Genomic DNA, 12,427 nt, shown 5'->3' on the forward strand with positions numbered 1-12,427 from the left:
TTTGCGCTGAACTGTTTAAATTGATTTTTCCATACACTGGAGAGAAATATGAAGAAAATTGTTGGGATGCTGGCTTTTTCATTATTGAGTCAGGGAGTTCTGGCCTGCGATTGCTCCAACCAGGCCCCGCTTGACAAAATCGTTTTCCAGGTTTCGGCCAAGCAATGGGTGACTACTCAGTCCGCATTATTGACTGCCAATGTGAATGCTACATTAAACAACGCCGATTTGGTCAAAGCTCGTGCTGATATTATGACTAATCTGGGTAAAATTGCATCGGGAGATTGGCATCTGACTCAGTTTGATCGCTCACAAGATAGCTCGGGACTTGAAAAGTTATTTGTATCAGCTCAGGTCAGAGTGCCTCAAGCCAGTCTGACAGATATCTACCAATTGGCCAAGGATGTCAGCAAGCCGGGCGCCACTTACACTATTAACGGGGTTGATTTCACACCCAGCCTTGACGAAGTTCAGACCGTAAAATCTCAATTAAGAGAAAAGCTTTATCAACTGGTTAATGAAGAGCTTGCCAGGATGAATAAAGTGTATACTTCGCAACAGTATAGCGTAAACAATCTTTATGTGATTGAAGGCGACAATCCCATGCCTGTACAACCCAGAGCGTATCAGGCCAAGGAATTGAATACGATGGTGATGGGAGCCACAGCGGCGCCAGCCTTAACCGTGAGTAATGAGCTGGTTATGAGTGCAATGGTTGAAGCTGGATCAAACAGAGCAGTAAAGGTGTGCAATGCCCCTGCAAATCCCTAATCGTGTCATTGGGCATCGGGGGGCGGCTGGATATGCCCCCGAAAATACTCTGGCCTCTTTTGACAGAGCATTAAGCTTAGGCTGTACTGCCGTTGAATTTGACATCATGCTTACAGCTGATGGTGAGCCTTTTGTTTTTCATGATGAAAATCTCAAAAGAACCACCAATGGGCGAGGGGAGTTGGGGCTGGTTAATGCTGATTATGTAAAAACACTGGATGCCGGAAGCTGGTTTTCAAAGCAGTTTAAATCAGAAAAAGTTCTGCATTTTCGCGATTTGATTAAATGGCTGATATTCTCGAATGTCACCGCAAACATTGAAATAAAACCTTATCCCGGCACTGCAGAGCAGACGGCAATCACTGTACTTTCCTATATCAATCGTCATTGGCCTCAATCAAAAGAAATGCCCCTGGTATCCAGCTTTGATTTCAATGTGCTTTCCTTATGTCATAGTCTGTCCCCGGAGCTTCCGTTAGGTTTATTACTTCATCATTGGGATGATGAATGGTTGAAAAAGGCCAGGGAATTGCATTGTTATTCTGTTCATGTGAATAAGAAAATATTAACTGCAGAACGGGTCAAAGAAATTAAGGACAATGGTTATCGATTGTTCGTTTATACCGTCAACTGGAAGTGGCAGGCAAGAAAACTTCTTGACTGGGGGGTCGATGCCGTATTCAGTGATTATCCTGATTTGCTCTCATGAAAACACTGCTATTCCTGGCATTATTCTATTTGATAGGCGGCAGTGTCTGGGCTGAGCCGGTGGAAATTATTTTCTGGCATTCGATGGCCGGTCACTTGGGCGAAGAAGTTGAAAGTCTGGTGCAGGCTTTTAATCAGAGTCAGTCTGATTATCGAATCAAACCGGTTTATAAAGGAGAGTATACGGATTCTTTAACCAGTTTCGCTGCTGCCTTTCGTGCTCATAAGCCACCCGCGATTGTTCAGGTATTTGAAGTAGGTACTGCCACCATGCTGTCGCCCGCAGGCATTCATAAGCCACTGGAAGAGCTAATGCGTGAACAGCAAATCGATTTTCCCCTGCAGGATTTTCTACCCTCCGTTCGGACCTTTTATAGTGAAAAGGGAGAATTGCAGGCTATGCCGTTTAATACCTCAATTCCAGTTCTTTATTACAACAGTGATTTGCTGGCAACTATTGGGATTTCACAAGCGAATTTTCCAAAAACCTGGGAAGAGCTAGAGAACATGTTAGAGCAGCTCAAACAGAAAGGACAAATTTGCGGTTACACCAGTGCATACCCTGCCTGGGTAAGTATTGAATCCTTTTCTGCCCTGCATGGTCTGGCGTTAACTGATGGGGCAAAAGGAAATGCAATCTATAATAACTCGGCAGTGCTGAACCATTTGAAACGCTTGCAACGCTGGCAAAAACTGCATTATTTTGAGTATGGAGGAAGAGCCAGCGACGCCACTGCCTTATTTACCAGTGGTCGATGTGCTCTATTCAGCCAGTCATCCGGTGCTTATAATAGTTTAGCGAATATGCTTACATTCTCCCTGGGCGTGGCAAGGCTTCCGATTGATTCAAAAGTTTCCACGGAAAGGCACACGAATGTCGCCGGCGGAGCTGCCTTATGGGCGGTGGCTGGTCAATCTCCTGAGGTATATCGGGGAACCGCTCTTTTTTTTGCATTCATTGCCAAACCGGAAAGACAGAAGCAATGGCATCTGAATACTGGGTATATCCCATTGGGGCTTAGTGGTGTTTATGCGGGTATTGCTCGAGAAAGCCATCACCCGATTCTTGCCCTTGCAGAAGAAGAACTGGCTAAACCTCATAGTGAGTATATGAAGCACTATCAGGGGCCGCAAAACCAAATCCGTACGGCCAATGATGAAGCCCTGGAGAGTATCTTCGCTGGTTTAAAAACCCCGGAAAAAGCACTGGGTGATGCGGTCAACAGAGCGAATTATCTATTGCTAAGACATCAACGCAATGCAGGCTAAACCAGTCTGGTCTTTATGTGGGGGTGGCGGTATCCTCATGTACAGGAACTTTTCAGGGGTTGGACACAGGGAGTTAATCAAATGGCAAGCTCATCAAAAAGTATGTTATCGATGGTTGCAAAAATTCCTAACTATCTCTCTGCATTGATTAAAAAGAATCATCCGGTCAGTTGGACTGGGATATTATTCCATACCATGCGCTGGTTGCAGGCCAACTCATCCCAGTTGATAATCCCTAATCCCAAATTCAAACCTGATGCAGATGTTGAGCCTATTGCAATTTATTGCATCCACGGTACTGCTGATCGCGAATTATCTTTTTTAACTCTGGCTAATCAATTAATTGAATTGGGTTTGCCGGAATTGATTAAGCATATAGTTCTGGTCAACTTTGAGGATCGCGCTACAGGCGCTGGCATGGAGGACTTTGAGGCGCAGCTTTTAAAGCAGATTATTGCTAATAATGATAAGCGGGTTATTTTGATGGGGCATTCTCGCGGCGGAATTATCGCCAGCGCCTTCGCGGAATATCTTGCAGAAAAAAATGGGATTAAAGTTGAAATGATTATTCCTATATGCGCCCCTTTTGGCGGCTCCTACCTGGCTCTCAAAGCCTTGGGATATTTCTCCAGGTCGGTAGCGCAAATGCAGGTAAACAGCGAGTTTCTGATCCAATTGGAAAAAGTAGTCGAGAAATCCACTAATCGTTATTACTTTATTGAGGCTGGTCAGGACTGGATCGTTCTGGCGGGCTGCGCAATAGTTCCGGGTTACCAGCAGCCTAATTCTGTTAAGAAATTTGAACATCATGGCCATTTATCAATTATGACTTCTGGAACACTGGTGAAGTTTATTCAGGAGTTATTATTAGGGCATTATAAAAACGACTCCATTAAGAGCCCTGTAGACAAAGAAGCAATTGCTGATATGCTGGATGATATTATCAAACGAACAGAGCAGGAAATAAATTCTGAGCTAGCCAACCCGGGGCTGTTTGATGTAAATGATTGTGAGATTATTAGCATGCAGGCGCTTTATGAGCTGGTTAAGAGCCCATCGGAGTTAATAACTATTGCAGGGTATGAGCTGAGGTTTTATCCTGATTATCGAAAAATAAAGATCGAAAAGGATGAACAACCAGTTGAAGCTTTGGGTTTGTTTGATGTGTAAATGGAAGGAATACTCATTGGTATGCTGTTTTTCTGCTATTTTTAGATAGACGCTGATGACTGGTAATCCTATCTAAACAGGTTTTATAAATCATGATTTAGCTTTAATCTTGTGTAAACTAAGGAAGGTACAAAATGAAACCGATTAACACTGACTCCAGTAATTTTATCAAACGCCTGGGCGAGAGAGCCTCAAGCGCACTGGATGGACAAAATCTTCTCGAGATGGAGCCTGGAAAAGCTCGCGAAGCATTTAATAAACTCATCGCTCCGGTTGCGGGAAAGCTAAAAACAATTGAAGTTTATACTGAGGACCGCGAACTTGATATTGATGGTCACAAAATTAAAGTTCGCTTATATAAGCCCAGTAAAGACTCAACTAAACTGCCTGCCCTGATTTACTGTCATGGGGGAGGTTTTGTATTTGGGGATCTCGATTTTCTTGATTATACCTGTCGTTTTTTATCGGAAGCGGCTAATTGCCTGGTTGTCGCTGTAGATTACCGACGTGCTCCTGAGCATAAGTATCCTGCTGCTCACAATGATTGCTATGATGTAATTCGTTATGTTCAAAAGCATGCTGCTGAGTTTGGTGGTAACGGAAAAGTTGCGATCGCTGGGGACAGTGCCGGCGGTAATATTGCTGCAAGTATTTGTCATCAGGCAAAAAAGAATAAAGATGTAGCCATCGCCTTCCAGCTTCTTTATTATCCCTGGGTGGATTTAAATAATACCATGCCCTCAGATAAAACCTTTGAAACGGGGTATTTTTTAGAAACTGCCACCTTGCACTGGATGAGAAAACAGTACCTTGGTAAAACGGAAGATGAGAAGAACCCTGAAGCGAATCCGCAGTTTCAAACTGATTTCAAAAACCTGCCGCCCGCTTTAGTGATTGCTGCTGAATGCGATCCTATTCATGATGATGCCAAGCGCTATTATGAAAAGCTGGTCGAAGGGGGGAATGAAGCGCAATTTATTGAGTTCGGAGGGATTTTGCATGATTTCTGTGCTCTTCCATCTCATTATGAGGCCGCTTTGCTCGCATATTCTGCTTCAGCGCATGCGTTGAAAAAGGCCTTGCATAATTGATGAGTGCTTTTTTAAATCCACTTTAGAATCAACCCTCACCCTACACCCCTCTCCCAGCTTGGGAGAGGGGATTTTCTTTTAAAGGAAGTTTCCTTAATGTCCTCTCTCCCTCAGGGAGAGAGTTAGAGAGAGGGGTTTAAAGCAACCCCCTAGCTTAGTTAATCGGCTGCATGAAATCACTCAAATCTGGTTTATGCTGCATTCTGAATTGATAAACAGCATAAAAGGCTATGACATTTTTCAGATAATTTCTGGTCTCATGCCAGGGAAGTGTTTCTATCCAGATGTCAATTTGCTTTGGAGGATGTGTTTTAATCCAGTAATTGACCTGCCGCGGGCCGGCATTATAGGCGGCAGCCATCAGAACAGGATGGGCATGATAGCGCTTGGCCAACTGTTTTAGATAGGCAACGCCAATATTGATATTTTTTTGACTTGAGAATAGCTGGTTTTTATCTCCATAAGAAATTTTTTCCTGCTTGGCCACCATTTTGGCTGTTTCCGGCATCAGTTGCATTAAGCCGCGTGCGCCCGCCATTGACACGACATCCTCCCGAAAACTGCTTTCCTGGCGGATAATGGCATAGATAAATTCCTTGGAAATGTTATAGTTTTTGGAATAGGCTGTTACAGCTGGTTCATGGGCTAATGGAAAGCGCAGGGAAAGCTGATTGCTCAGTTCATCGGTATTGCTGAGATAGACGGACTTTCCATGCCATTGTAATTCCGTTGCGACCCAGTGAATCAATGCGATCTTGTCCTCCCTGGGCAGCTCCAGTACAAAATCGTTGAGCATTCTGGAGGCCTGCAAAACCTGTTTGTTGGCATACAGGTTTTTAATTGCCATTATCACTGTTCGATAGGGTTTTAAAACATTCGGATCACTCACTATCTTTTCATTTACAAAACTTGGCTTTTTATTCAGGCGAAGGCTCGCTAAAAATCCATAATAGTTTCTGGTTTCAGCCAGGGTTTGAAAAATGCTTTGTGCTTCGGTCTTTTTGCCTTGACCTTCTTTCGCACGGCCTAGCCAATATTGCCAGCAAGGGCTGTCTTTATTAGTGGAGAAAAGGATATATTTTTCCACTTTAGGCCAATTTTGCTGTTTCAAAGCGGCTCTGATTTCCCAGTCAAGCAAGGCGTCGTTATAATAAGGAGGCTTGATTCTTGCAAACCATTGCTCAGTGTCTTCATGATTTCGCATCGCCTTGTAAATAACCAGCTGTACAAGAAAGGATTGCTGCTGAGCGTCTGATAACATCTTTCGCGTTTTAGGTTGCTGCCAGATCTTAATGGCTTGTTCCATGTTGGTGGATACAAGACGCTTCAAGCCGAAAAGATAGAAGGCGTCATGCAATTCCTTCGGCTGCAGCTGTGAAATACGTAATGGATTTTGTGAAATACCAAGAAGTAATTGTTCGTCTTCAAGACGGGGTTTTTGATAAAGCTTTAATAAGTAACGCGCCAGACCAAGATTTCGTTTATCCAATGCCAGGCGAATACGCTCCGTAATCAATTGCTCATCAAACTGACCACTTTTTAAAAGAAAATCAAAGAGCTGGTTGCAGGCGCCCGGTTGAGAATCTCCTTTTAACCATAAAGGTTTTGCGCCCTCCATAGCCAGTTCGGTTCTTCCCTGGAAATAGTCAGCAAGTCGAGCAAAACATTGCAGACTGACATCAGAAGAGGGGCGGTAATAGCTGGTATAATCAGTCCAGTTCCTTTGTCTGGCCAACTGGTATAACCACTTCTCTCTTAAACGATTGGCCAGCGGGGTATCATCTCCAATAAATACCAGAAATTCAGGACTTGCTTCCTGCGGTAAATTCTGGCTCCATTCCATGTAATTCATAAAGCGTTGAACATAGATTTCGCCAGCACTGGCTGCTTGCAGCGCAAAAGGCAGGCACAGGCTAATGATCAGAAAAAGAAACTTTTTCATAGTCTTCCACAGGTTAAGGGTGTGATAAGCTAATGCAATAAACTGGAGGTCACTGGACGGTAGCCAATTGTTGTCGCATAGCGGCAATAGTGCTTCTGTAATCGTTACTACAGAATATAGCAGAACCTGCTACAAACTGGGTAGCACCGGCCTCGGCTAATAGAGCAATATTTTCTGCCTGCACGCCGCCATCAACACAGACAGGCAGTAGTGGATAGTTGGATTTAATCCATCTGATTTTTTCAATAACCGGATGAATTAATTTTTGACCTGCAAACCCGGGATTGACCGTCATAACCAATACGAAATCGAGGTAATGTAAGCACCATTGAATGATTTCGGGCGAGCAGGCGGGATTTAATACCAGGCCTGCCTCGCATCCTGATGCCTTGATCAGTTGCAGACTTCTATCCAGATGAATAGTGCCATCAGGGTGGATACTGATGCGTTTTGCTCCGGCATCTGCAAACTGTTTAATCAGTTCATCGACTGGATTGGTCATCAGGTGCACATCAATAATGGCTTGCGGAAAACGCTTGCTCAGACTTTTGCAAATGAAAGGACCAATCGTCAAATTGGGAACATAGTGGTTGTCCATCACATCAAAATGTATGAGATCAGCTCCCGCATCAAGCACAGCCGATACTTCATCGCCGAGGCGTGTCATATCAGCGGAGAGAATGGAGGGAGCAATCAGATAGCGCATAATGAATCCTGTCCCAATATCAGCTAGATGGTTGGTCAAAAGTAAAATTGAAGTTAACATTCCAGGCGACCATTGTCATACGCTCTTCGACGGCATTGGCAACGCCAAAACGGCCTTTGGGAATCAGTGTGACATTTCCGGTTCGCATAAAACGAAGATCAGTACCTACAGACGTAAAGTCATCCAGCAGATAACTTACCCCAAGAATGGCCTGTGCAATAGAGGAAGAGCCATTCTCTTTGCCCAGTTCTGAGCCAGTGACAGGAAACACCTGCTGATTGTTATAATAAAACTTGATGTTATTTTCAATATAGGAATAGCCAATACCTAATCCAACGTAAGGCATCCAGGTGACATCGCCATCAGGTGTAAAAAAGTCATAGTAAACATTCACCAGGCCGGAAACCATCGACGTTTCACCATTCAGATGAAAGACATAGCTGTTGCTGAAGCTGGGAACTGTATAGGTTCCAAAAGTAGCATTTTGTACCTGCAATTTTTTATAGCCGCTATAGTTGTATACCACCTCACCTTCAAATCGAAATTTGCTGCAGCGGTATCCTATCTGACCACCTGCGTTCCCCATTCCTTTATAGCTAAGATCGAGATTAGTCGGACTGATATAATAGGGATAAGTTCCAGTTAGCAATAAATTGGGTGCCACAGTGAATTTAATTGGCTGAGTATACCCGCCGCCGCCAAACAAACCTACATACCAACCCGGTAAAGGGTTGACGGCCGCAAATCCTGCACTGCCAGACAGTAATAATCCAGCCAGACTTAATCGACAAAAATGATTCATGAGAAATCCTTACTATTTATATCTGGAGCCGTCAAAGCGGTAAGTCACACCGACTGTACCAAGATGGGCCTGATAGACTTTGCCAAGTTCATCCGGTCTTTGGGTGCCAATGTAGCGGTAAGCGATGTCAACAGAGTAGATCTCACTGAAATTATAGGTAAAACCGCCAGTTCCCTGATAGGCAAATACACTATTTGAGCCGCTATAACGAGTAACGCCCAAGGGACCTGTGCTGTTTAAATCGACATTAACATAGGCATAGCCAATGCCCACTCCAAGGAAAGGTTGTATGCCGGGAACCATGTCTGGGAAGTCATAATACACATTGGCCATAGCGAGAATCGCATTGGTATCACCGGTAATACCGGTCTGGCGGATGTCATCAATATAGAAATGATCGAGGTCGGCGGTCAGATATGTGAGCTCGCCTTCGTATCGTAAAGGCGTACATTTATAGCCAAGGCGGCCTCCCACATTATAATTATTGTCATAGCCCGCTTTGGAGCGGTGCCAGCCTTGACTGCTGACGCTGATGTTGTCCTGAACACTGGTAAAACCGCCAAATACACTTGCATACCAGCCATCAATAGGAACAGCTGCGCAGGCTGCGCCGGAGGCCATTAATGCGGCCGAAAATAATACAGTTCTCATGGCTTCCCTTGTTATTATTGTTTTGAAGCAACCACATGTTAGCGCTTTACTTTTATTTTGCAAGTAGTAAGCAATTAACTTTATCAGTTGAATCTTGAGCGGGTTAAATTCAATGGCAGATTGTTCAAAATAGAGACCAAACTGAACGAAAGTTCTCCTTGTAATCATTATATATTGCGTTAAGATGCTAGATGGATGATCGAAAATTTTAGGGAAAGAAATGAAAACAAAAATGGAAAAAAAGGACATACAAAGGAACCCTGACAGGCTTGCAAAAAAATTAATACCCTTCATTTCGCATAACTTAGACAGCATTTTGCTTGAAGCTAAAAAGGAATATCTGGCAAAGGGAAAATTAAAGGATAGAGAAAAGGATTTTGATAATGCGGTAGCTGAGGCAGCAGTTTTCAATGATATGAGTTCTTATCTTGAAAATTTTTATAAATTCATTGGCACAGGATCCTGGGAGAAAAACTCTGCAAATACCCGTTTGCTTATTGCTGCCATTCGCTGTTACATGGCAAAAAATGATGAGTACCAGGATGTAAGTAATGATGATTTGCGAGACCATGTTCTCGTTCCCTTAAGGAAGGGCTTAAAGGAGTATATTGAAAGTGCAACGGAGATAAAAAAAGCGGCCGAGCAAAAAGCGTCTGCAGCACGAAAAGAACTCGAGAAAAAGAAAGAGATCACTTCTTCGCAAGTACCCGATGTGATGGTATTTTGGGATACAGCTAAGAACACTGATGAGGTTCTGATTAAAGCGCGGGAATATCAATTAAAAAATCCTGGACATCATATCTTTGTAATTAAACCGGACCCTACCTGGCAACTATTCTGGATGGACCTGCAGGGTTCTCTGAATTTCTTACCAATCACCAAAGATTTTTCCGATATTTTAAATAGTCTAAAAGGAAAAGTGCCTGAGCGCGGAGATGCTTATAATAAAATAAACATGTGTTGCAAACAAAGCCTGGATGACAGTATTAACATTTACCTGTTTAAAGAGCAGGGTGAGGCAAAGGAGTTTGCCAGTAAGCATCCTGATAAACATAGTTTCTGTTTAAAACGTCTGGCACAGTCAACACCTGCTAAAAACTATACCCTGGGTATTCAATCTGCTGATTTGAAGCCTGAGTATCGTTGTCTTTATCTGAAGAAAGCTGAAAATGACACGATTCACTATACGGTCAGTAGAAAAAACAGTGAATGCTGTCTGATTCTGCAATCCTCAAGACCGACTCCTGAAGATTCAGCGTATGAAAACTTAAACTTCGCCTACATTTTGACAGCGGATAACCGGTTGTTCTATTTGCAGCGCCAACCGGACGGCAGGCTTGAAATAAAACGATTGGAATTTATAAAAAATGGACTGGAAAGATTAAAGAGTGAACTTGTAATAAAAGGGAACGCTCTTGAGCGAATTAACCTGGAGCCTAAAGAAAAAAGCCGGGTACTTCTCGATGAGCTGCATCGATCGGAGAAAGATATCCTAGAATCAGTGACCAATTTTATTCCTGAAGTGCCTATGATGAAAGCGGTTATTACCAGGAAAGATTTTAATTCAGACAGCAACTGGGAATTATTATGCACGGCACTGGAGCAAGACAATTTACCTGAAGATCCACAGAAGGAAATTTTAAATAATTTGCTGGAATTTACGGCTATTAAGAAAAGACATACGGTGCTGATTCCTGCCAAGTGGCAGCTCAGCTCTTATGATAACCAGGGACACGCCAGCTATCGGGCATTGACTAATGAAATGCTGAGAGAAATTACAGGACCCAGAGTGGCCGAAATTCCTCCAATGAATACTTCCAAATTTTATCATTTGAAAATGGCAGTGAACCGGTTGGTTCAGGAACAACTGGAGAAAATTAATTTACAGACTAATCCAGATCTTACCGATACAAAAAATTTATCGACCACCTATGTTTTTCATAATGGTATCCCATTGTACTTTTTTCCGGATGAGGCCTCGGTAACGGAGCAATTTTTACAAAGACTTCATACCGCCTGCATCATTACGGGCTCAGGAAAACTGCTGTATCATCGTCGGGGTGAGTCTTTACAAGAGTATCCTGCGGCTTCAACCCTGATTGAAGCATTAAATCCCGGTGATTCAAGCACCTTTAAAAAAGGCTTGCTAATCGCTAAGTTATCCAGCAATCAACTGCAAACCATTGGGAGTATTATTGGTAAAAAACTGACTTCTGAGGCTGCAATTGACTGGTACGATACATTGGCATTAGAACCGCATAGTGTTCCTTTGGCACAACATCCTCTCCTGGAAGATTGTTTAAAAAAAGAGAGTGATTCAAGCGCCTCCGATCCTCAGAAAATTAAAGTGTTTTTGCAAGCAGTCAAGATTCGTCGTTTAGTTGAGGCGAGTAAAAGCAAAACTGTGCAATCGATACTGGAAAATCAAATTCGCAATCTAAGACATTCGCCTGAAGCATTGAAGGGTGTAGTAAGTTCAACGAATGAATCCACGGTTGTCGATAGCAAGGCAGACAAGTCACGCAAAGTTGCCAATGCCGCTAAAACCAGTTCTTGTAAATTAATGGATCAATTTATCGGAGAAGAAAATAGCATTTACACGGAGTTTCCAATTTGTTCTTTCGTTTTATCGAAAGCAGATTGGAAGTTATTTTACTTCGATACTTTCAACCGTTGTTTTCCTGTGGACTGGTCGACTTATCCCGATATCAAAGAGACTCTTGAATCCTGGCAAACAAGTGATCATGTGGTTACAAAGGAAGAGCAGGATAATTTTGAACTGCTTCTAGCGAAAGTATCTGTCAAAAAGGCTTTAAAGCGGGAAGACTATCTGGAGGTTGAAAAATGGTTTTTAAACAAGTCAAAACAAGCTGGAACTTCCGCTGAAATCAAGCAGGAAGCCGCAGTTCCTGATGAGGTTTCTCAGTACGATGAGGCAGCAACAATGACTCGACCGCCATCCCTTCCAAAAAAGCTGGATCCGGCAAGAGTTTCCAAGATTAACTTCGGCTTGTTTAAAAAAGAACAGGCTGCAAGTTCAGATGTATCTGAGCAATCTCTTGAGTCCAATGAGGTTATAACCGTTTCTATAGAATCCTCTAAACCAGATGAAGCAATAAAATTAGCTCCACCGCCACCTCCGCCACCGCCACCTTCAGAAAAGCTGAAGCCGGCAAGAGTATCCCAGTTTAATTTTCTATTATCTAAAGGCGAGAAAGCTCCTGGTTCAGAGGACGAAAATGCTGACAATAATTCGAAAATAGAAAGAACCTGTTAGCCTCATTTATCCCTCTGCGTGCCTCGGGCTTATGTCCGGG

The 12,427-nt window shown here is 43.1% G+C and carries 10 protein-coding genes; 6 read left to right on the top strand and 4 right to left on the bottom strand.

The annotated features are described in order from the left end of the window. Positions 1-48 precede the first annotated feature (48 nt). The 5 genes from LXA66_RS00110 (at position 49) to LXA66_RS00130 (ending at position 5,009) form a co-directional block, all read left to right on the top strand. Positions 49-771, top strand: a complete 723-nt coding sequence (locus LXA66_RS00110) for a hypothetical protein (RefSeq protein ID WP_112219930.1) — start codon at positions 49-51, stop codon at positions 769-771. Continuing rightward, positions 752-1,480, top strand: a complete 729-nt coding sequence (locus LXA66_RS00115; RefSeq protein WP_233011414.1) for a glycerophosphoryl diester phosphodiesterase — start codon at positions 752-754, stop codon at positions 1,478-1,480. The genes LXA66_RS00110 and LXA66_RS00115 overlap by 20 nt, the downstream gene beginning before the upstream one ends. Next, complete coding sequence (locus LXA66_RS00120; RefSeq protein ID WP_233011415.1) at positions 1,477-2,748, top strand: extracellular solute-binding protein; 1,272 nt, start codon at positions 1,477-1,479, stop codon at positions 2,746-2,748. The genes LXA66_RS00115 and LXA66_RS00120 overlap by 4 nt, the downstream gene beginning before the upstream one ends. Positions 2,749-2,829: 81 nt before the next feature. Then, a complete protein-coding gene (locus tag LXA66_RS00125) occupies positions 2,830-3,918 on the top strand; it encodes a triacylglycerol lipase (protein WP_233011416.1) in 1,089 nt (362 codons plus the stop codon). A gap of 134 nt (positions 3,919-4,052) precedes the next feature. Beyond that, on the top strand, positions 4,053-5,009 hold the full coding sequence (locus LXA66_RS00130; protein ID WP_233011417.1) for an alpha/beta hydrolase: 957 nt from the start codon (positions 4,053-4,055) through the stop codon (positions 5,007-5,009). A 154-nt stretch (positions 5,010-5,163) separates the two neighbouring features. Here LXA66_RS00130 and LXA66_RS00135 read toward each other — a convergent pair whose 3' ends face one another. From LXA66_RS00135 to LXA66_RS00150, 4 genes are read right to left on the bottom strand one after another with little or no spacing between them, the layout of a single operon-like run. Beyond that, positions 5,164-6,951: a transglycosylase SLT domain-containing protein gene (locus tag LXA66_RS00135; RefSeq protein ID WP_233011418.1), complete on the bottom strand. Its 1,788-nt coding sequence runs from the start codon at positions 6,949-6,951 to the stop codon at positions 5,164-5,166. Positions 6,952-7,000: 49 nt separating this feature from the next. Continuing rightward, complete coding sequence (gene rpe, locus LXA66_RS00140) at positions 7,001-7,657, bottom strand: ribulose-phosphate 3-epimerase (RefSeq protein WP_112219936.1); 657 nt, start codon at positions 7,655-7,657, stop codon at positions 7,001-7,003. Between the two features lie 19 nt (positions 7,658-7,676). Further along, complete coding sequence (locus LXA66_RS00145; protein ID WP_233011419.1) at positions 7,677-8,459, bottom strand: outer membrane protein; 783 nt, start codon at positions 8,457-8,459, stop codon at positions 7,677-7,679. A 12-nt stretch (positions 8,460-8,471) separates the two neighbouring features. Beyond that, the gene (locus LXA66_RS00150; protein WP_233011420.1) at positions 8,472-9,110 is read right to left on the bottom strand and encodes an outer membrane protein; all 639 of its coding nucleotides are present in this window, start codon (positions 9,108-9,110) and stop codon (positions 8,472-8,474) included. A gap of 220 nt (positions 9,111-9,330) precedes the next feature. Here LXA66_RS00150 and LXA66_RS00155 point away from each other — a divergent pair, with 220 nt between their 5' ends. Next, positions 9,331-12,387 (top strand): hypothetical protein, encoded by a 3,057-nt coding sequence (locus LXA66_RS00155; RefSeq protein WP_233011421.1) that lies wholly within the window; start codon positions 9,331-9,333, stop codon positions 12,385-12,387. Positions 12,388-12,427: the final 40 nt, after the last annotated feature.

Origin of the sequence: Legionella sp. 16cNR16C, assembly GCF_021297775.1 — a bacterium.
In the GTDB taxonomy this organism is placed as follows: domain Bacteria; phylum Pseudomonadota; class Gammaproteobacteria; order Legionellales; family Legionellaceae; genus Legionella_C; species Legionella_C quinlivanii_A.